We start from the raw sequence: 21,370 nt of genomic DNA, 5'->3' as shown, positions 1-21,370 counted from the left end.
CATTTCCCTGTTGCGAGTACTGCGGTTGTTAGTACGGATAAGGTTCGAGTTACACTGCTTGGGCTTGGAAATTATGGTTATTCTTGTTTGTTTTTATTGCTCACTAATTTAGAGCTATTGGCTGTTGGTTTTATTGTTGCTCAGCGCTTGTTTACATCGCTCTTTGGCGGTTTCTAGCTCGTTCATCACGACGCTAATGTCGTCAAGTTGTTGCTGTAAGTGTGCTTGTTTTTCATCAATGATGGTCAACATTTTGAGCAGTTGCCCATCGCTTTGCTGGGTATCGTACAGCTCGAACAATTCTCGAATTTCTGCAAGTGAAAAGCCCAATCGCTTGCCACGTAAAATCAGCTTGAGGCGAATCTTATCTCTGCGTTGATATACGCGAATATTGCCTTTTCGTTCTGGCTCTATCAGCCCGACATCTTCGTAAAAACGAATGCTTCGGGTGGTAATGTCGAACTCCTTGGCGAGGTCACTAATCTTGTATTTATCCACTCGGCTTGTCCCTCTGAGTAAAAGTTTTGGCTTCTTAAAATCCCGTCATGCTTTTATCTGAAAGGCCTAGTATCGGTCTTCGCACAAAACAGGAGAAAAAATTATGTTGTTATTAATGTGTTTCTTTACGTTTACGTAAATGTTAGTGCTATGCTTACGTAAACGTCAAGGAATCACAGTGCGAAAATTCATTGCTTTATGAGAGGCTGGAGTGACAACACACTTCGTGTGAACGCTCCGTGGTAGCAGGTGTGAAGGATGAGTTGTTGAACTGTGAGTTATCGTCAAAAGGGACGAAATCATGGGAAACGACATCTGGATTGTCAGTGCAAAGCGAACGCCAATTGGGCGTTTTCAAGGTCAATTACAAGGATATTCAGCGCCTGAATTAGGGGCATTTGCCATCAAAGCGGCAATGGATGCGAGCGGGATTAGCCAAGTCGATGAAGTCTATATGGGCTGCGTATTACCCGCGGGGTGCGGGCAAGCTCCAGCCAGACAAGCAGCGCTAGGTGCAGATCTTTCGCTAACCACAGGCTGTACCACCATCAACAAAGTATGTGGCTCGGGAATGAAGAGCGTCATGCTGGCTCACGATCTCATCAAAGCGGGTAGTATTCGAAGTGCTATTGCTGGTGGGATGGAAAGCATGACCAACGCACCGTATCTGCTCAAAGAAGCACGCAACGGCATGCGAATGGGTCATCAATCTACCTACGACCACATGTTCCTCGACGGTCTTCAAGATGCGTATGAAGGGCATTTGATGGGAGTCTATGCGCAGCAAACGGCTGACCGTTCTGAGTTTACCCGTGAGCAAATGGATGAATGGGCGATCCTATCCGCGACAAGAGCATTGGAAGCGCAAGAGCAGCGTCTGTTTGACGATGAAATCTCGCCGATAGAAATCACGACACGTCATAACACTTCAATTTTGGTTTACGACGAGCATCCTCGCTCGATTAAGCTCGACAAAATTCCTCAACTCAAACCTGCTTTTGATAAGAACGGCTCGGTGACCGCAGCAAACTCTAGTGCGATTTCTGACGGGGCTGCAGCGTTAGTATTGATGGATTCTCAAGTCGCACAGCATCAAGGCTTAACGCCATTAGCAATCATCAAAGGGCACTCAACCCATGCCAGAAAGCCTGCTGAATTTACCCTCGCCCCTGTCTTTGCAATAGAGCAATTGTTATCTCAACTCGACTGGTCAGTAGACGAGGTAGATCTTTGGGAGATCAACGAAGCTTTCGCTGTTGTTACGCAAATCGCGGTACGCCAATTGGGTATCGATAAAGACAAAGTAAACATCAAAGGCGGTGCGTGTGCGCTTGGGCATCCAATTGGCGCAAGCGGAGCTCGTATTTTAGTAACCCTCATTCATAGCCTACGCCAACTGCAATCGCTTGGTGTAGATGGCGACAACAACAATAAAAAAGTGATGCGAGGTATTGCATCACTGTGTATCGGTGGTGGTGAAGCCACTGCTATTGGTATCGAGATACCGCTTTAATTCCAATTATCGAATAACGTAAAGAAGGACTAGATTATGACTCGCACGGTTCCCTTATTCATCGATGGTGAGTTTCGTGAATCTCAAGCAACGGATTGGGTAGAAGTCACAAACCCTGCTACCAACGACGTGATTGCGCGCTTGCCGTGCGCAACGGATGAAGAGATGCACGCGGCAATTGAAAGTGCAAAAGCCACCTTTACCTGTTGGAAAGATGTCGCGGTTTCTGAACGCGCGCGCTTGATGTTGCGCTATCAACATCTACTGAAAGAACATCACGATGAACTGGCGACGCTACTTTCTCACGAAACAGGCAAGATCTTTGCGGATGCCAAAGGGGACGTATGGCGTGGTATTGAAGTTGTCGAGCAAGCTGCCAATATTGCCAGTAACATGATGGGAGAAACCGTCGAGAACGTTGCGACTGATATCGACAGTTATTCGCTGATCCAACCGCTTGGGGTGTGCTGTGGTATTACGCCGTTTAACTTCCCCGCCATGATCCCTTTGTGGATGTTCCCAATTGCGATTGCGAGCGGTAATACCTTTGTCCTTAAGCCTTCTGAGCAAGTGCCTCTCACGTCCATTCGCTTGGCTGAATTGTTTGAAGAAGCCGGTGCTCCAAAAGGTGTGCTGCAAATTGTGCATGGTCGTAAAGAGCAGGTTGACTTGCTGCTGAAACATCCCGATATCCAAGCCGTTTCTTTCGTTGGTTCTGTACCCGTAGCGCAATATATCTACACCACAGGTACGCAGAACTTCAAACGCGTTCAGGCCTTTGCTGGTGCGAAAAACCACATGGTAGTGATGCCGGATGCGAACAAAAACCAAGTGGTGAACAACTTAGTTGGTTCTTCAGTTGGTGCGGCAGGGCAACGTTGTATGGCGATATCTGTCGCTGTGTTTGTAGGCAGTTCGAAAGAGTGGATTGCCGATTTAAAACAAGAAATGGCGAAAGTGCATCCGGGTGCTTGGGATGACGAGAATGCCGCGTATGGCCCTTTGATCAGCGCACAAGCAAAACAGCGTGTGCTCGGTTTGATTGAAGAAGGCAAACAACAAGGGGCGGTGTGTGAACTTGATGGTAGCCAATGTGAAGTGGAAGGTTTCCCTGAAGGTAACTGGGTCGGTCCAACTTTATTCAGTGGCGTCACTACCGAGATGTCGATTTACACCCAAGAAATCTTCGGACCTGTTTTGGTGTGTATTGAGGTCGACACGTTACAAGAAGCGATAGATCTGGTGAATCGCAATCCATACGGCAATGGTACTTCAATTTTCACTGCGAATGGTGCGGCGGCGAGAAAGTATCAACATGAGATCCAAGTCGGTCAGGTAGGTGTGAACGTGCCGATTCCAGTGCCTTTGCCATTCTTCTCGTTCACTGGGTGGCGCGGCAGCTTTTACGGAGATTTGCACGCCTATGGCAAACAAGCGGTGCGTTTCTACACAGAGACCAAAACCGTGACGGCTCGTTGGTTTGATGATGATATCCCAACCGGTCCAAACCTCACCATCAACTTGCGCTAACGAAGTAAGGAGCTCATATGGATTTTGAACTCAACGAAGATCAACGTATGTTTGCTGACACGGCTCAGCAGTTTGCGGCAGAGCGTTTAGCGCCAATGGCAGCAGAGTGGGATGAGAAACAAATCTTCCCGAAAGACATTCTACGAGAGGCAGGAGAGCTTGGCTTCTTGAGCCTTTACACGCCAGAAGAACAAGGCGGTTTGGGCTTAAGCCGTTTGGATGCATCTATCATCTTCGAGCAACTCTCGATGGGGTGTACGTCGACCACCGCATTTATGACCATTCACAACATGGTGACTTGGATGGTCGCGAGCTTTGCTAGCGAAGAGGTAAAAGACGCGTTCTGCCCCAAACTTATTACGGGTGACTTTCTCGGTTCTTACTGTTTAACCGAGCCAAACGCAGGTTCGGACGCGGCATCTCTGACGACGTCTGCAACTAAACAAGGCGATAACTACATACTCAACGGCGGCAAAACCTTTATTTCTGGCGCAGGCGATACCGACGTTTTAGTCGTGATGGCGAGAACCGGCGATGCTGGCGCGAAAGGCGTATCTGCTTTTGTTGTTCCCGCTGATGCAGACGGCATTATCTACGGACGTAAAGAGCCGAAAATGGGTTGGAATAGTCAGCCGACACGCGCGGTAACTTTCGACAATGTTTCTATTCCTGCGTCACATTTGCTCGGTGAAGAAGGACAAGGGTTTGTGTTCGCTATGAAAGGTTTGGATGGCGGACGCATCAACATTGCAACCTGCTCTGTCGGTACGGCTCAGCAAGCGTTGAATCAAGCGGCGCAGTACATGCAAGAACGCAAACAGTTTGGCAAATCATTAGCTCAATTCCAAGCATTGCAATTCAAACTGGCAGACATGGCAACCGAGCTTGTCGCTGCTCGCCAACTGGTGCGGTACGCCGCTAGCAAGTTAGACCGAGGTGACCCGGACGCCACGACTTATTGTGCCATGGCAAAACGCTTTGCAACCGATGTCGGCTTTCAAGTCTGTGACCAAGCGCTGCAACTTTACGGTGGCTATGGTTACATCAAAGAATACCCAATGGAACGCTATTTTCGTGATGTTCGAGTGCACCAAATTTTGGAAGGTACTAACGAGATCATGCGTTTGATCATCGCACGTCGATTGCTCGCAGAGGAGTCGGCATTGTTATAAATGCCGACTCCTCTGCTTCTATTCATAAAACTCAGGTCATTTTCATCAAGAAAGGATTCAGAGATATGTCACTAACAGAACAACAAGCGATTCAACATACCATCAGCAATCATGTTGCGGTGGTGACCATGAACAACCCGCCCGCCAATACTTGGACGTCACAAAGCTTAACCGCATTGAAAGAGCTAGTGCTGGCGCTAAACGACAATAAAGACGTTTACGCTCTAGTTCTCACAGGAAGTGGAGAGAAGTTTTTCTCGGCGGGAGCAGACCTCAAGTTGTTTGCCGATGGCGATAAAGCGGTTGCGTTAGAGATGGCACGTATTTTTGGTGAAGCCTTTGAAACGCTGTCTGCATTTCGAGGGGTTTCCATCGCGGCCATCAACGGTTATGCCATGGGAGGCGGATTAGAAGTCGCATTGGCGTGTGATATTCGCGTGGTGGAAGAGCAAGCTGTGCTGGCACTGCCAGAGGCGAAAGTGGGCTTACTGCCTTGTGCTGGTGGTACGCAAAACCTAACCGCATTGGTCGGTGAAGGTTGGGCGAAACGCATCATATTGTGCGGTGAACAAGTCGGTGCCGCGCAAGCACGAGAACTCGGGCTAGTGGAAGAAGTGGTGGCAAAAGGTGGGGCGCTTAATAAAGCCATTGAGCTTGCAGAGTCAGTTGCTAATCAATCTCCGTCTTCGGTAACCGCATGTAAAACGCTTATCCAAAATATGCGTTCAGCGCCACTCAAACATGGTCTGATTAAAGAGCGAGAACTGTTTCTAAACTTATTCGATACCGAAGATCAAACCGAGGGGGTTCGTGCCTTCTTAGAAAAACGTAAACCCAACTGGAAGAATCAATAGGAGGTCGCATGACAGGGAAAGTAACCATTAGCGAAATAGATTGCTTAGACGGCGTGCACCGAATTGGTATCGCGACGTTAGACAACACAGCTTCTTTGAATGCGTTGACTTACGACATGTTGGCAGAGCTCAACGACCAACTTATCGAATGGCAAGATGACCCTGATTTGGTGTGTGTCATCCTCAATGGGGCGGGCGAAAAAGCGTTTTGTGCAGGGGGCGATGTACGAACCATGTACCACGTCATGCACGAGAAAAGCAAAGAAGAGACCGCAGAGTTCTGTTCTAACTACTTCTCGCTTGAGTACGAATGCGACTACCTGATTCATACCTACCAAAAGCCAATCATTGGCTGGGGAGAGGGCATTGTGATGGGCGGTGGCATGGGCTTGTTTATGGGCACCAGCCACAGGGTCGTCACCCCTAAATCTCGTCTCGCGATGCCAGAGATCAACATTGGGCTTTACCCAGACGTGGGTGGCACTTGGTTCTTAAGCCAAATCGACCCAGAAGTAGGTTTGTTCTTAGGATTGACTGGCGCAATGGTGAATTCAAGTGACGCTGTCACTATTGGTTTGGCAGAATGGTTGCTGTTGGAAGAGCAATATCCGGCGCTGCTTGAAGAGCTGAAACAAGTCGACTGGGGCTCTGCCGATGCCAAATCGCTTGTCAGTGCATTACTTCAATTGATGGAAGATCAAGTCATCGACAGCAAGCCGACAACTCAGATTTGCCCTTATCTCGACCAAATTAAAGAAGCCTGCAAAGGCTATGACTTAAATCAGATTGCCCAACGTATTCAAGCAATGGAAGGCGGCACTCAATGGCTTGAGATCGCGCAAAAGTCATTTGCTTCGGGCAGCCCAATAACCGCGCATATCTGCTTTAGACAAGTCAAAGAGTACCACCGTTTATCGCTAGCGGATTGTTTTCGTTTGGAACTAACCTTGTCTGTTCGCAGTGCATTACTTGGTGAGTTTGAAGAGGGTGTGCGCTCTCGATTAGTTGATAAAGACGGCAATCCAAAATGGATGTTTAACAGCGTCAGTGAAGTCGATGAGAGCGTCATCGATACCTTGTTCACTTCTCTTTGGTCTGAAGAGGAACATCCACTTGCACAGCTAGGAAAATAAGGAGAAACAACATGAGTACCATTGCATTTATTGGCTTGGGCAACATGGGTAGTCCAATGGCACAAAACCTATTGGCGTCAGGGTTTCACGTGCAAGTGTTTGATGTGGATGTGAACGCCGCGAAGCAACTCGAACCGTTTGGCGCAGTGGTTGCTAGTACGTTAGAAGAAGCCGTGGATGGCGCTGGCACGGTGATCACCATGCTACCTGCAGGTGCACACGTGCGCGCAGTGTATTTGGGGGATTTACACGGTGGTGTCGGTCTGCTCAACATTGTGCAGGACAATGCATTGCTGATTGACTGCTCGACCATTGATCCAGATTCTGCTCGCTTGGTGGCAAACGAAGCGCAGAATAAACGATTGTTGTTTGTTGATTCTCCTGTTTCAGGCGGCGTGGCAGGCGCAAAAGCGGCAACGCTGACCTTTATTGTTGGCGGTTCGGACGAAGCATTCTCCAAAGCCAATGCGATCTTGCGATACATGGGTAAAAACGTATTCCACGCAGGGAAAGCAGGCGATGGTCAGATGGCGAAGATCTGTAACAACCTGATGCTGGGCATTTTGATGTCGGGAACTTGCGAAGCGCTCAACCTCGGTATCGACCACGGACTTGATCCGAAAGTCTTATCCAACATCATGCTGCAAAGCTCAGGTCGAAACTGGGCGTTAGAGCTTTATAACCCATGTCCCGGTGTCATGGACTCTGCGCCAGCGAGTAATCAATACAACCCTGGTTTTATGAGTAAGCTGATGTTGAAAGATCTTGGCTTAGGTTTGGATGCAGCGCTGCAAACTAACTCTTCTGTTCCAATGGGCTCTTTGGCTCGTAATCTTTATGCATTCCACAATGCCAGCGGTCATGCGGAACTCGATTTCTCAAGCTTGTTTGAATTCTATAAGAACCAGAAGGGCTAAAAGAGAGATTCCCTATCACGCTCGTTCCTCGCTGTAGGGAATGACGGTTTTGGCGAGGCTACGACTGCCATTCACTTTATCTGGACGAGCTCGATAGTTTCTAAGTAGGTAGTTTCTAAACAGATAGTTTGGAAGTAAATAGGTTCTAGGCAAACAGTTTTTTCTAGACAAGCTTTTAAGCATGGAAGTCATCCAGTAATGGAGTACAGATATGGATTTAAAAAACAGTGTCATTGCAATCACAGGTGCGGGGCAAGGGTTAGGGCAGATGATGGCGGTTAGCCTTGCTCAAGCGGGCGCAGATTTAGCCCTGCTTGATGTGAGCGAAACCGGGCTTCTGAACACTCAAGAGCAATGCCGAATGCTCAGTGCCAAGGCGCTGATTTACCGACTCGATGTTACCAATGAATCTGAAGTGGAAGAAACCTTTGACGAGATTATCCAAGACTTTGGGCAGCTTAATGGTTTAGTCAACAACGCAGGTATATTGCGAGACGGGTTGTTGGTCAAAGCTAAAGATGGCGAGATCACCAAGATGTCGCTTGAGCAGTTCAACCTAGTAATGAACGTCAATGTGACCGGCACTTTCTTGTGCGGCCGAGAAGCGGCGGTCAAAATGATCGAGAGTGGCTCGAAAGGGGCTATCATTAACATCTCCAGTGTGGCGAGAGCGGGCAATATCGGACAAACCAATTACTCTGCATCGAAGGCTGCCGTTGCGACCATGGCAACAACATGGGCAAGAGAGCTTTCCAGATACGGTATCCGTGCTGCGGCCATTGCCCCCGGTGTTATCAAAACCGCTATGGCGGAGCAAATGAAGCCAGAAGCCATAGACCGACTGCAAAAGATGATACCTGTCGGAAGGATGGGGGAGACAAGTGAGATTGCTCATGCCGTAAAATACATTCTCGAAAACGACTATTTCACAGGGCGGGTGCTCGAAGTGGATGGCGGGATAAGAATGTGAAGAAAGAGCCGATTACGGCTCTTTCTTGTTTTCTGATGGGTCAGCTCTCAAGTTATCGACGTTTTTATCATTCAACACGTCAATATTTGACTCGTAATCTAACTAATTTGTCAAATGCCATGTAAATAGTATGTGAATTCATAACTATGATGCTCGTCACGCTTTATTTAATTCGCACTTTCTAATGTAGCGCTCGACGCATTTTCTAATGCGTGACTAAACATGTCACCTTTTCCCCTTCATTGATCCTTTCAGTAAAAGGCTTCAATCATGAAGCACGTAAATATTGTGTGTCTTTTTTTGTCGTCATTGCCTAATGCTTTGTTTCGTAAATGGAATGTTAGTTTCCATTTGTGTCTGGTGAGGTTTCTCCTTTCTCTCCCCATAATGCGGTCGAATGTAACAATGTATTTCAAAGTGTAACAATAAACTCACGTTGTGAGTGTGGTTTTAACCATCAAGCAACTTGATGTTCCTACTAAGAAGTCCATTGCTGCACAAGCTCAACACAAAAATATTCTAATGACCAAGACAACCAATTACAGGGCTTACTCTGTTGTTGGCTAACCATCGAGAAAGTTAATGGAAGCTTCAAGATATACACGCATCTTATCGAGGATAAGTTTGGTGGCGACCATCCTTATGCTCGCAGGGTGTAACTCTGCTCTACTTGACCCGAAAGGTAGTATTGGCGTTCAGGAGAAAGAGCTGATCATCACAGCCCTTCTACTGATGCTGATTGTCGTGATCCCTGTGATTCTTATGACAATCTACTTTGCTTACCGCTACCGTGAGTCAAATACAGGCGAGGAGTACGCGCCGGATTGGTCGCATTCGACCAAGATCGAAGTGGTGGTATGGACTATTCCAATCATCATCATCGCGATTCTAGCCGCCATCACTTGGCGCTCTACTCATGAGTTAGAGCCATCTAAGCCAATCGAAAGTGATGTTAAACCGATCACCATCGAAGTGGTGTCGCTCGACTGGAAATGGCTATTCATTTACCCAGAAGAGAACATTGCGACAGTTAACTACGTGGCATTCCCTAAAGATGTTCCTGTTCAGTTCAAACTGACGTCGGACAACATCATGAACGCGTTCTTCATCCCACGTTTGGGAACACAGATTTACGCAATGCCTGGCATGGTGACCAAGCTGAACCTGATTGCGAATCACACTGGTGATTACAAAGGTTTTGCTTCTAACTACAGCGGTGAAGGCTTCTCACAAATGAAGTTCACAGCATCGGCAATGGAAGATCGCACGGCATTCCTAAATTGGGTGCAACAAGTGAAAGCTAGCCCAGATCGTATTGAAGACTGGGAGCAATTCCGCTCGCTTGCATCACCAACGGTGGCTGAGCCTGTGAAGCTGTTCTCTAGCGTTCCACCATTTTTGTTCACCGACGTCGTGACCCAGCATCCGGGTTCAATGAACTGTTTGCCGGAAAATCTAGGATAATCGCAATGTTTGGAAGATTAACACTTGAATCAATCCCTTATCACGAGCCGATTATCGTCGTCACTCTAGCGGTGATCGCGATCGTTGGTTTGGCTGTCGTTGCGGCGATAACCAAAGCGGGTAAGTGGCAATACTTATGGAATGAATGGTTTACTTCGGTAGACCACAAAAAATTAGGCTTTATGTACATCGCTGTGGCAATGGTGATGTTGATTCGTGGCTTTGCTGATGCGGTCATGATGCGTAGCCAACAGCTGCTTTCCGCGGCAGGTGAGACCGGTTATCTACCACCACATCACTACGATCAAATCTTTACTGCCCACGGCGTAATCATGATTTTCTTCGTGGCAATGCCATTGGTGATTGGTTTGATGAACATCATCGTACCGCTGCAAATTGGTGCGCGTGATGTGGCATTCCCTTACTTAAACAACCTGAGCTTCTGGTTGTTTGTTGTGGGTGTGATCCTAACCAACATGTCACTTGGCTTAGGTGAGTTTGGTCGTACTGGTTGGTTGGCGTATCCGCCACTGTCTGGTATCGAAGCAAGCCCAGGAGTCGGGGTAGACTATTGGATATGGGCACTGCAAATATCTGGTGTAGGTACCACGCTGACGGGCGTGAACTTCTTCGCAACCATCTTGCGGATGCGTACACCGTCTATGCCAATGATGAAGATGCCAGTATTCACGTGGGCGTCCCTGTGTGCCAACATCCTAATCATTATTTCATTCCCAATCTTGACGGTAACCATCGCGCTACTGACATTGGATCGCTACATCGGTACACACTTCTTCACCAATGATCTTGGTGGCAACGTAATGATGTACGTGAACTTGATTTGGGCATGGGGTCACCCAGAAGTGTACATCTTGATCTTGCCTATCTTTGGTGTGTTCTCTGAAGTAACCGCAACGTTCTCACGCAAGAAACTGTTTGGTTACACCTCGCTAGTATGGGCGACCATCGTTATTACGATTTTGGCGTTCGTCGTTTGGCTGCATCACTTCTTCACCATGGGCTCAGGTGCGAATGTGAATGCGTTCTTCGGCATCGCCACCATGATTATCTCTATCCCGACCGGGGTGAAGATCTTCAACTGGCTATTCACCATGTACAAAGGTCGAATCCGCTTTACCACTCCGATGATGTGGACGGTTGGCTTCCTAATTACCTTCTCTGTTGGTGGTATGACGGGCGTACTAATGGCAGTGCCAGGCGCGGACTTTGTTCTGCACAACTCAGTGTTCCTGATTGCGCACTTCCATAACGTAATCATCGGTGGTGTGGTATTCGGTTGTTTCGCTGCAATCACATACTGGTTCCCGAAAGCAACTGGCTTCACCATGAACGAAACATGGGGCAAACGTGCATTCATTTGCTGGATTGTCGGTTTCCTAATGGCGTTCCTACCACTGTACGCGCTGGGCTTTATGGGTATGACGCGTCGTCTAAGCCAAGATCTGAACCCAGAGTACTTCCCACTGTTGGCAGTTGCCGCAGCGGGTACGGCAGTGATTGCGCTTGGCGTGGCTTGTCAGTTCATTCAAATCTACGTGAGTGTTCGTGACCGTGAGCAAAACCGTGACCTAACGGGTGACCCGTGGGGCGGTCGTACTTTCGAGTGGGCGACTTCTTCACCACCGCCGTTCTACAACTTCGCGCACCTACCAAAAGGCGACGTTCTAGATGGGTTCTGGTACCAAAAACAGAGTGGCGAATTCGATCCAACCAAAGAAGTGGAATACGAGCGTATCCATATGCCGAAGAACACACCAACAGGTATCTACGTATCTGCATGGGCATTGGTATTTGGCTTCGCGATGATTTGGTACATCTGGTGGCTAGCAGCAGCAAGCTTTGTTGGCATCATCGTGACTTGTATTCAACACAGCTACAACGACGATGTGGATTACTACGTTGAAGTTGAAGAAATCAAAGCGATTGAAGCGGAGCGTCGAGCTCAACTTGAAGAAGCGAAGAAAAACGAAGTGAAAGACAACGAGAAAAAAGACGATCTGGAGGTGACGTATGCAAGCTAATGTAGCCGCTCACGACCACGATCATCACCATGACTCGGCCGGCAACAAGTTGTTTGGTTTCTGGGTTTACCTAATGAGTGACTGTGTATTGTTTGCGACCTTGTTTGCAACCTACGCAGTACTTGAAAGTGGCTCTATCGCGGGCCCAACAGGTAAAGATATCTTTGAACTGCCGTTCGTATTTGTAGAAACCATGTTGCTACTGTTTAGTAGTATCACGTTTGGCTTCGGCATGATTGCGATGAAGCGCAAAGATGTCGCAGGCCTAAAACGTTGGTTAAAAGTAACCTTCTTGCTTGGTCTTGGCTTCATCTGTATGGAAGTGTATGAGTTCCATCACCTAATTGAAGAAGGTTACGGACCGCAAGAAAGTGCGTTCCTGTCTGCGTTCTTTACTTTGGTGGGCACACACGGTTTGCACGTGACCTTTGGTTTGATCTGGCTGGCAGTGGGTTACCACCAGCTATCAACTAAGGGCCTAAACGACAACATGTCGATGCGATTCCAGTGTCTAAGCTTGTTCTGGCACTTCCTAGACATCGTTTGGATTTGCGTATTCACCATCGTTTACTTACTGGGGGTTATGTAATGGAAAACCATCTAGATACCGGTGCTTCTGATTACGTAAAAGGCTTCATCGCGTCGCTGATCCTGACGGTGATTCCTTTCTACTGTGTGTGGGCGCAAGTGCTGCCAGATACTGCGACTTATGCCGTGTTATTTGGTTGTGCGCTTGTTCAGATCTTCGTGCACTTTAAGTACTTCCTGCATATGGAAGTGAAAACACCAGAAGGCCAATGGAACTTCGTTTCACTGATGTTTACCGCCATTGTTGTGTTGATTCTTATCGCTGGTTCGATTTGGATCATCTACAACATGAACGTCAACATGAAGTTGTAGGCTAGGGTATGCTGAAAAGATATTTGTCTATTACCAAACCGGGCATCATTTTCGGCAACCTGATTTCTGTTGCGGCGGGGTTCTTCCTCGCCGCAAAATCAGAACCAGCGAGCTTTCTGTTGTTATTGACAACGTTAGTTGGCGTGGGGCTTGTAATTGCATCAGGATGCGTGGTGAATAACATCTTTGACCGCGATATCGATCAAAAGATGAAGCGCACGCAAAACCGCGAATTAGTGATGGGTAACATCAATACCGATGCGGCTTTTGTTTATGCTTTAGTATTGTTGCTTAACGGCACGGCGCTGCTATTCCAAGTGGTGAATCCGCTTTCGGCCGTGGTTGTACTCTTGGGTTACGTGTTTTATGTCTTCTTTTACACCATGTGGTACAAGCGAAATTCGGTTTACGGCACCTTAGTTGGCAGTATTTCCGGCGCAGTTCCTCCTTTGGTGGGTTACCTAGCCGTGACCAACTACATTAGCTTGGAAGCCATCTTGCTGTTCGTCATGTTTTGTCTGTGGCAAATGCCGCACTCTTACGCGATTGCAATGTTCCGCATGCAAGATTACCGTGATGCAGGCATTCCAGTGCTTCCTGTTAAAGAGGGGATTGCCAAAGCGCATCAGCATATGAAAGCGTACGTAGTTGCTTTTGGTGTGGTTGCTATCGGGCTGTTTATGCTAGGTGAAGCCGGTTACGAGTACTTGGCAGTTTCGGCGGCGGTGTGTTTTATGTGGACACGTGTGACGTTCCAAAAAGTGGATTACAACAACTACATTCAATGGTCCAAATCGGTGTTTAAGATGTCGTTATTGGTTGTCATGGGCATCAGCGGCGTACTTGGGCTGGAGTTGATTCCACTGCCGTTTATTCATTAAAGGAAAGTAAGTCTGAGTTAACGATTGATATCATCAGTAGTGGTGATGAGAACAAAACCAATGAATGCGGAATCGGTGATCTATCTCACCAAACCTTAATCCAGATTAAAGTTTTGCCGCGGTTTCGGCGGTAAGGTTCGCGTCGCTCATTGCACTGAACAGAAATTCAGAGAAGGAACAGCCATGCTTTGTGTATCGCTGTTCCTTTTTCGTTCCTGCTCGGTAGTGATGTATCTAAAAAGACAGATTTTAAGAGGACTGGACTTGAGCATTTTGTTTTCAGAAGCCCGCATTGGCAACATGACACTAAAGAACCGCTTTGTACGTAGTGCAACGTGGGAAAATATGGCAACGGAAGACGGTCACATGACCGAGAAGCTGTACGACATTTATGAAGAACTTGCCAAAGGTGAAGTGGGCCTGATCGTTACTGGCTACGCAAACATCGTAGAAGAAGAAAAGCCGAACGCAGGCATGATGGGGATCTACAACGACTCTTTCATCGATGAATACAAAAAGCTGACTGACCTTGTCCATGAGCATGACGCTAAGATCGTCATGCAGATTGCTTACGGCGGTACAAAAACGACATTCAACGTTGGTGAGCGTGTGATTTTTGCTCCAAGTGAAGTGCCAGAGCGCGGCACCAAAACGGAAGGCAAAGCGATGACTCAAGATGAGATTGACTACATCGTTAAAGCATTTGCGCTAGCGAGCAAGCGTGCACAAGATTCTGGCTTTGATGGTGTAGAAATCCACGCGGCGCACACGTACTTGATCAACCAGTTCTTGAGCCCATATTACAACCGTCGCGAAGACCAATACGGCGGAAGCCTTGAGAACCGCATGCGTTTCCTTATGGAGATCTATGCCGAAACGCGCAAGCTAGTTGGTGATGATTTCCCGATTCTGGTGAAGCTGACAGCAACAGAATTCTTCGATGGCGGTTTGACGTTCGATGAAACGCGCATTGTTTGCAAGAAGCTAGAAGAAGTGGGCGTGGATGCGATCATTGTATCGGGTAACATTCACGGCAACGCAAGCACCATGGTAGGTGAATCGTTCGATGGTTACACGCTACAAGAAGAAGGCTACTTCCACGAGTACGGTCAAGTGATCAGTCAAGATGTGAATGTACCTGTAATTACCGTGGGTGGCTTAAACGACTTCTGTGCTATCGAAGACTTGGCTGACAATACTAAGATTCAGTTTTTCGCGCTTTCTCGTCCGTTATTGGCAGAGCCACAATTGATCAAGCGCTGGAAAGACGGTAACCGCGCCGAAGTTGACTGCGAACGTTGCTCTAAGTGTCGCACCAAGCGTGGCAACTTCTGCGTGGTTTACAAGCGCAGAAAGTAGTGCGTTCTGGCTCATGAAATTTTAAAAAGCCCCTGATGCTTAACGTGTCAGAGGCTTTTTTAGTTGTGAGTTATACCCAAGTAACCTCGAGATGCTGGTTCAGCGAGAATGATTTGGTTTGTAGACGCGGCGGCGATTTAAAGGTTTGGTGGTTCTAAATCAAGAATCGACAACAAAGTATACAAGCCAAGGCCCTTACTATTTGCAAAGAGGGCCCTTTGGGAGCGTGTCATTGACTCGATTGCTGCGTCAAACAACTTGGAAATAGCTGGCTATTACGCTGCATTGTCTTCCTTGCCCTCGAATCAATGACAACGCTCTGAATCCTGCATCTTGAAGTCACTTGGGTATATGCTTATGCAGTTTCTACTTCTTCTTGGTAGTTCAAGTAATGAATGCACAAATCATGAAACGCTTTTGCCTGAGGGGAGATGGTTCTGTCCGTCAGAGTAAAGATGCCAACCTGTCTTTCCAAAGGTGGATCGATCAGCGGAATCCAAACTAAGCGGGTTTCATTAGTGGGGAACGCTAATTTCGGCAAGGTAGTGACACCAATACCGAGCTCCAGAACGGAGAACAAAGATGTGATGTTCTCAACGGAATATAAAGCCTGTTCACTGAGCGCGCGTGCAGGCGTCGGATCGAGTAGGGTACACGTGCCGTTTCGAATAAAGGGCTGTTCTAATAAGGTTTGCCATTCAATGCCCTCAGGGTGTTGGGCAATAGGGTTGTCCTTCAAACACACCACGCCAATTGGATCGGAGATCAATGGAGTAAACTCAATACCGCCTTCATCTAAATGTGATGGGTTTCCTAACGCTAAATCGACCTCGCCTGATAACAGACGGGCTTCGACCCCTGCTGCGTTATCATCAATTAAGCTGACCTCGACGTTAGGATATTGTTCACAAAATGCGCCCAAAACACTTGGAATGAGCTTAGCAGCAACAGAAGGGACACTGGCAATTCGCACTCGACCTTGCTGTCCAGCAGCGGCTGCTTTTAAGTCGTTGTTCAGTGCGTGATAGATATTAAGAAACTGTATGATCTTGGGTAAGCAGATTTCACCAAAGGGCGTGAGTTTAGATTTATTGCCCGTTTCAAACAGCGTTTGACCGAGGTTTTTTTCCAGTTCTTTGATCGACGTTGACAGCGCAGCTTGAGAGCGGTTTGCTCTATGTGAAGCTGCTCTAAAACCACCTTCCTCGACCACCATCACAAAATGCTTTAATTGTTGAAGTTTGATACTCATCGCGAAACCCCTGCAACCCCTTTATTTATCGGAACCTTTATAAGGTGATAGATTTTTCTTATCAAATGTAAAAAATTTACCGTTCGATTTATCGCCTGTCAATGTGCAGTATTTAACTATCTTGAAACAAGGTTGTTACAAAGGTTGAAAGGCACGTGAATACTTCTACGAAAAAATACCCAGTCAAAACGGCACTATTTGCTTCTAAAGCACCACTAGAATGGGCCATCGTCAACAATGGCACGTTATACACGGCGCAAATCCCAATCGATGATACGGGCGCGGTCGTGGAAGGTGGCATCGAAGCGCAAACACGCCAAACCTTTAATAATCTCATTCACACCCTTGAGTGCGCGGGCGAGTCGCTTGATTCAGTTCTACAAGTGCTGATCTACGTGACGGATCGCGAGTATCTAAAAACGGTAAATCAAGTGTATGCGGAATACTTTGAAGCGCCTTATCCAAACCGCGCAGCCATGGTTGTCGCAGGCCTTGCCCGTGAAGAAATGCTGGTCGAATTTGTGGTTTACGCCTCAGCGAACCAGCCATAGTAAAGAACAAAAACACACAGCCAAGTTTGGCGTATTAAGTGAGATGAATGAGCTGGTGGAAGACCACTAGACGTCAGGAAGAACAAGGACAGAGCAATGACTTTTATCAATAATGTTCAAGCAGAAAAATCCCTCTACATTGCCGGTGAATGGCAATCTGGCATCAACACGATTGCAAACATCAACCCTTCAGACATCAGTGAAAATTTAGGCGACTTTGCTCAGGCGAGCGAAGCGCAAGTCGAACAAGCGATTCAAGCCGCGAAAGTTGCACAACCAGAGTGGGAAAAAACGCCAATTGAGCGTAAACAAGCGGTATTGCAGGCTATTGGTGATGAGCTGATTGCTCGTTGTGACGAACTTGGTACATTGCTTTCACGCGAAGAAGGCAAACCATTTGCAGAAGGTCGAGGTGAAATCTACCGCGCTGGACAATTCTTCCAATACTTTGCGGCTGAAGTGCTGCGTCAAATTGGCGATAACGCTGCTTCTGTCCGTCCAGGGGTTTCCGTTGAGGTTACTCGTGAAGCTGTTGGCGTTATCGCCATCATTTCTCCTTGGAATTTCCCAACTGCGACTGCCGCTTGGAAAATCGCGCCAGCCCTTGCTTTTGGTAACAGTGTGGTTTGGAAGCCAGCGAATTTAACACCAGCAAGTGCCGTTGCACTGACTGAGATTATCCATCGACAAGGCTTACCAGCAGGTACATTTAACCTAGTGTTGGGCAGTGGCTCACAAGTGGGTAACACGCTTATCAACTCGAAGGACGTAAATGGCGTGAGCTTTACTGGATCTGTTGATACGGGTCGTAAAGTCGCAGCAGCGACAGCGCCAAACTTCGTTCGCTGTCAGTTAGAAATGGGCAGTAAGAACGCACTGGTGGTTGCCGATGATGCTGATATTCAAATCGCTGTTGAAGCGACGATTGCAGGTTCTTTCTCTGGCGCAGGTCAGAAGTGTACGGCTTCATCTCGTTTAGTGGTGATGGATGGTATTCACGATGCGTACGTTGAAGCACTGATCAAACGAATGAGCGAGCTTAAAGTTGGCCACGCATTAGAAGAAGGCATCTTTATGGGGCCAGTGGTGGATGGCAACCAGTTAGAAGCGAACTTCGATTGGATCGAGAAGGCACGTCAAAGTGGTGCGGAGCTGGCATTTGGTGGCGAGCGATTAAACCTGAAACATGAAGGCTTCTACATGTCGCCAACTCTGTTCCTTAATACGCAAAACAGCTGGGAAGTGAACCAGGAAGAGGTGTTCGCACCGATGGCAAGTGTGATTCGAGTTTCTGATTTGGATGAAGCCATTGCCGTGGCGAACGATACTCGCTTTGGTTTGACGGGCGGCATCATCACACAAAGCCTTCGTAACAGCGCCATCTTCAAACAGCAGGTACAAACAGGCTGTGTGATGGTCAACCTACCAACCGCAGGAACGGATTACCACGTACCGTTTGGCGGTCGTAAAGAGTCGAGCTTTGGTCCACGCGAGCAAGGTCAGTATGCGAAAGAGTTCTACACCGTGGTGAAAACCGCTTATCAACGTCCTTACTAAGTGAAATAGGGCTGCAGGGTATTGCGCAGCCCAACCTTAGAGGCGAATTAACGTTTAAGGAGTGGTTATGTACCAACGACGGATTGTGATTGATGGATTGCAGTACTGCAATTGGGATAGAGAGTACTTTCAGACACTAAAAGCCAGCGGGATCACCGCTGTGCATGCAACGATCGTTTATCACGAAAATGCACGAGAAACGTTAACCCGCTTTGCTGAATGGAATCTTCGCTTTGAGCAAAACGCAGACCTCATCATGCCAATTCATTCCATGGCCGATGTCGAGAAAGCTAAGACAGAAGGAAAAGTAGGGGTCTTCTTTGGTGCGCAAAACTGTTCTCCAATTGATGATGAAATTGGCCTGATTGAAGTCATGCGTCGCCAAGGTTTGTTGATCATGCAGCTGACCTACAACAACCAAAGCTTGTTGGCGACAGGCTGCTATGAGCACAACGACTCTGGTGTCACGCGTTTTGGTAAACAGGCCATCGAAGAGATGAACCGTGTTGGGATGCTCATCGACATGTCACACAGTGCAGAGCGCTCGACATTGGAAGCGATTGATCTTTCTTCCCGCCCTATTTGTATTAGCCACGCAAACCCAACGTTTGCCCATGACGCTCTGCGTAATAAATCTAACAACGTTATCAAAGCACTGACGGAACGCGGTGGTTTGATTGGCTTTAGTTTGTACCCGTTCCACCTGCCAAATGGCAGCCAATGCACGCTTGATGATTTTTGCCAAATGGTCGCCAAGACGGCTGATTTGTTTGGTGTGGATCATCTGGGTATTGGCAGTGATCTTTGCTTGAACCAGCCACAGCAAGTCCTTGAATGGATGCGTAATGGCCGTTGGTCGAAAGCGATGGATTATGGTGAAGGTTCGGCAAGTAACTCTGGTTGGCCCGATGCACTGCCTTGGTTTAGCGGAAGCAAGGGTATGGAGAATATTTACAACGGCTTAATGCGTCACGGGTTCAGCGAATCTGAGGCAGGAAAAATACTGGGTGAGAACTGGTTTAACTTTTTGAAAGAAGGGCTGGAGGCCAAGTTATAAGTTGTAACCCGAACAAGGAATAGCCCGCCACCAATACAATAATAAGGCGGGCGTTAAAGTCACTTTTTGTAGCCGTTAAGGCAGCTGCAACAAACCTCTGGAGTCAGAGCATGTCTGATCTAACCAATAGCATGAAAGCTTCTACGATGAGCGTGTCATCAAAGAAGCCACAAGCAAAACACAACGACATTTCAGCTATAGAAAACTCACCGGATAAGCTGGGGCTGAGTAACCCAGCACTTTGGTACAGTGGCGGCTTTATCGCACTTTTCGTGGCCATTGCGCTTTATGATGGCGAACTGTTATCTACATTGGTAAACACAGGATTTGCATGGGCGGTGAAAGTCTTCGGCCCATATTGGCAACTACTGCTTCTTCTCACTTTTCTTATTGGTCTTGGCTTGGCTGCAGGGCGAACAGGTAAGGTGATTTTAGGTGGCACAACCAAGCCTGAAATGGACGGTTTTCGCTGGATGGCGATCATCTTCTGTACCTTACTCGCCGGTGGTGGCGTGTTTTGGGCAGCAGCAGAACCAATCGCACATTACGTGAGCCCACCACCTTTGTATGGTGCGCAAGATAATCCACAACAGGGCGCAGTAAATGCACTATCACAATCCTTCATGCACTGGGGTTTTCTTGCTTGGGCCATCGTTGGTAGCTTAACGTCTATCGTGGTAATGCATCTACATTACGACAAAGGCTTACCACTCAAGCCACGAATTCTGCTCTACCCAGTATTGGGTGAGCGTGCACTGAAGGGCCAAATCGGCGCCTTGATTGATGCGTGCTGCATCATCGCGGTAGCGGCAGGCACTATTGGTCCAATCGGCTTTTTAGGTCTACAGGTTAGCTACGCGTTAAACGCTTTGTTTGATATTCCTGATGGGTTCACGACACAGCTGATCATTATTCTCTTTGCCATCGTACTTTACACCGTCTCTGCGCTAAGTGGCCTGAACCGTGGCATGCAAATGTTGAGTCGTTACAACGTCATCTTGGCGATTGCTCTAATGGCTTACATCCTGCTATTCGGTCCAACAGACTTTATTTTCAATGGTTACATTCAAGGCGTAGGCACCATGTTGGATAACTTCATCCCGATGGCGACTTACCGCGGTGATGAAGGTTGGTTGAGCTGGTGGACCGTATTCTTCTGGGGTTGGTTCCTAGGCTATGGGCCAATGATGGCCATCTTTATTGCTCGTATTTCACGTGGCCGTAGCATTCGCCAAATCATTACAACCATCAGTATTGTTGCACCATTGACGACCTGCTTTTGGTTCACGATTGTGGGTGGTTCAGGTCTGGCGTTTGAAATCGCAAACCCTGGCAGCGTGAGTTCGGCGTTTGAAGGCTTTAACTTACCGGGAGCGCTGCTGGCCGTAACGCAACAGCTGCCAATGCCGATGTTAGTTTCTATTTTGTTCCTTGTGTTAACGACCATTTTTATTGTGACAACAGGGGACTCGATGACTTACACCATCAGTGTCGTGGTCAGTGGTGAAACAGAGCCAAATGCCTTCATTCGTACGTTCTGGGGTGTGGCGATGGGTGTCGTCGCGCTGATTCTGATTTCGCTTGGCTCGGGCGGTATTTCTGCTTTGCAATCCTTCATTGTGATCACGGCAGTGCCAGTCTCGTTAATCTTGCTGCCGTCACTATGGAATGCACCGCAGATCGCCATCAAGATGGCAAAAGAGCAGGGGTTATAAGTCGC

At 47.7% G+C, this 21,370-nt stretch carries 19 protein-coding genes; 17 read left to right on the top strand and 2 right to left on the bottom strand.

From position 1 onward, the window contains the following. Nucleotides 1–114: 114 nt before the first annotated feature. Nucleotides 115–498, bottom strand: a complete 384-nt coding sequence (locus GXP65_RS11975) for a MerR family DNA-binding transcriptional regulator (RefSeq protein ID WP_005431432.1) — start codon at nucleotides 496–498, stop codon at nucleotides 115–117. 301 nt (nucleotides 499–799) lie between these two features. Here GXP65_RS11975 and GXP65_RS11970 point away from each other — a divergent pair, with 301 nt between their 5' ends. The 13 genes from GXP65_RS11970 to GXP65_RS11910 all read left to right on the top strand — a co-directional run bounded on the left by GXP65_RS11970 (nucleotide 800) and on the right by GXP65_RS11910 (nucleotide 15,233). After that, on the top strand, nucleotides 800–2,011 hold the full coding sequence (locus GXP65_RS11970) for a thiolase family protein (protein ID WP_162092907.1): 1,212 nt from the start codon (nucleotides 800–802) through the stop codon (nucleotides 2,009–2,011). A gap of 36 nt (nucleotides 2,012–2,047) precedes the next feature. Beyond that, nucleotides 2,048–3,541 (top strand): CoA-acylating methylmalonate-semialdehyde dehydrogenase, encoded by a 1,494-nt coding sequence (locus tag GXP65_RS11965; protein ID WP_162092906.1) that lies wholly within the window; start codon nucleotides 2,048–2,050, stop codon nucleotides 3,539–3,541. A 17-nt stretch (nucleotides 3,542–3,558) separates the two neighbouring features. After that, nucleotides 3,559–4,713, top strand: a complete 1,155-nt coding sequence (locus tag GXP65_RS11960) for an acyl-CoA dehydrogenase family protein (RefSeq protein ID WP_162092905.1) — start codon at nucleotides 3,559–3,561, stop codon at nucleotides 4,711–4,713. Nucleotides 4,714–4,778: 65 nt separating this feature from the next. Next, on the top strand, nucleotides 4,779–5,567 hold the full coding sequence (locus GXP65_RS11955; RefSeq protein ID WP_162092904.1) for an enoyl-CoA hydratase: 789 nt from the start codon (nucleotides 4,779–4,781) through the stop codon (nucleotides 5,565–5,567). An 8-nt stretch (nucleotides 5,568–5,575) separates the two neighbouring features. Beyond that, complete coding sequence (locus GXP65_RS11950; protein ID WP_162092903.1) at nucleotides 5,576–6,700, top strand: enoyl-CoA hydratase/isomerase family protein; 1,125 nt, start codon at nucleotides 5,576–5,578, stop codon at nucleotides 6,698–6,700. A gap of 11 nt (nucleotides 6,701–6,711) precedes the next feature. Next, nucleotides 6,712–7,617: a 3-hydroxyisobutyrate dehydrogenase gene (mmsB, locus tag GXP65_RS11945; protein ID WP_005431546.1), complete on the top strand. Its 906-nt coding sequence runs from the start codon at nucleotides 6,712–6,714 to the stop codon at nucleotides 7,615–7,617. A gap of 211 nt (nucleotides 7,618–7,828) precedes the next feature. Further along, nucleotides 7,829–8,587 (top strand): SDR family oxidoreductase, encoded by a 759-nt coding sequence (locus GXP65_RS11940; RefSeq protein ID WP_162092902.1) that lies wholly within the window; start codon nucleotides 7,829–7,831, stop codon nucleotides 8,585–8,587. Between the two features lie 582 nt (nucleotides 8,588–9,169). Beyond that, nucleotides 9,170–10,051 (top strand): ubiquinol oxidase subunit II, encoded by an 882-nt coding sequence (gene cyoA, locus GXP65_RS11935; protein ID WP_005431534.1) that lies wholly within the window; start codon nucleotides 9,170–9,172, stop codon nucleotides 10,049–10,051. Between the two features lie 5 nt (nucleotides 10,052–10,056). Beyond that, a complete protein-coding gene (gene cyoB / locus GXP65_RS11930; RefSeq protein ID WP_005532284.1) occupies nucleotides 10,057–12,093 on the top strand; it encodes a cytochrome o ubiquinol oxidase subunit I in 2,037 nt (678 codons plus the stop codon). Beyond that, nucleotides 12,083–12,682: a cytochrome o ubiquinol oxidase subunit III gene (cyoC, locus tag GXP65_RS11925; RefSeq protein ID WP_005431496.1), complete on the top strand. Its 600-nt coding sequence runs from the start codon at nucleotides 12,083–12,085 to the stop codon at nucleotides 12,680–12,682. Before cyoB ends, cyoC begins: the two co-directional genes overlap by 11 nt. Further along, the gene (cyoD, locus tag GXP65_RS11920) at nucleotides 12,682–12,993 is read left to right on the top strand and encodes a cytochrome o ubiquinol oxidase subunit IV (RefSeq protein ID WP_005431558.1); all 312 of its coding nucleotides are present in this window, start codon (nucleotides 12,682–12,684) and stop codon (nucleotides 12,991–12,993) included. The genes cyoC and cyoD overlap by 1 nt, the downstream gene beginning before the upstream one ends. An 8-nt stretch (nucleotides 12,994–13,001) precedes the next feature. Beyond that, nucleotides 13,002–13,874 (top strand): heme o synthase, encoded by an 873-nt coding sequence (gene cyoE / locus GXP65_RS11915; protein ID WP_005431443.1) that lies wholly within the window; start codon nucleotides 13,002–13,004, stop codon nucleotides 13,872–13,874. A 264-nt stretch (nucleotides 13,875–14,138) separates the two neighbouring features. Then, nucleotides 14,139–15,233, top strand: a complete 1,095-nt coding sequence (locus GXP65_RS11910) for an NADH:flavin oxidoreductase (protein ID WP_162092901.1) — start codon at nucleotides 14,139–14,141, stop codon at nucleotides 15,231–15,233. Between the two features lie 355 nt (nucleotides 15,234–15,588). On the opposite strand, the gene GXP65_RS11905 is transcribed toward GXP65_RS11910, so the two are convergent. Further along, nucleotides 15,589–16,485 carry a LysR family transcriptional regulator gene (locus GXP65_RS11905; protein WP_038889370.1) on the bottom strand — a complete coding sequence of 299 codons (897 nt, stop codon included), beginning with the start codon at nucleotides 16,483–16,485 and terminating at the stop codon, nucleotides 15,589–15,591. Between the two features lie 155 nt (nucleotides 16,486–16,640). Here GXP65_RS11905 and GXP65_RS11900 point away from each other — a divergent pair, with 155 nt between their 5' ends. The 4 genes from GXP65_RS11900 (at nucleotide 16,641) to GXP65_RS11885 (ending at nucleotide 21,365) form a co-directional block, all read left to right on the top strand. Next, nucleotides 16,641–17,036, top strand: coding sequence for a RidA family protein (locus tag GXP65_RS11900; protein ID WP_162092900.1), 396 nt, complete (start codon nucleotides 16,641–16,643; stop codon nucleotides 17,034–17,036). A gap of 96 nt (nucleotides 17,037–17,132) precedes the next feature. Next, entirely contained in the window at nucleotides 17,133–18,593 is a 1,461-nt protein-coding gene (locus tag GXP65_RS11895) for an aldehyde dehydrogenase family protein (protein WP_050905436.1), read from the top strand. A gap of 67 nt (nucleotides 18,594–18,660) precedes the next feature. After that, nucleotides 18,661–19,650: a membrane dipeptidase gene (locus GXP65_RS11890; RefSeq protein ID WP_162092899.1), complete on the top strand. Its 990-nt coding sequence runs from the start codon at nucleotides 18,661–18,663 to the stop codon at nucleotides 19,648–19,650. Nucleotides 19,651–19,760: 110 nt separating this feature from the next. Further along, nucleotides 19,761–21,365 (top strand): BCCT family transporter, encoded by a 1,605-nt coding sequence (locus GXP65_RS11885; RefSeq protein WP_162092898.1) that lies wholly within the window; start codon nucleotides 19,761–19,763, stop codon nucleotides 21,363–21,365. Nucleotides 21,366–21,370: the final 5 nt, after the last annotated feature.

Source organism: Vibrio sp. LB10LO1 (assembly GCF_010092875.1).
Taxonomy (GTDB): Bacteria; Pseudomonadota; Gammaproteobacteria; order Enterobacterales; family Vibrionaceae; genus Vibrio; species Vibrio campbellii.
Note: the sequence above shows the minus strand (reverse complement) of the source record. Positions and strands in the feature narration are given on the sequence as shown.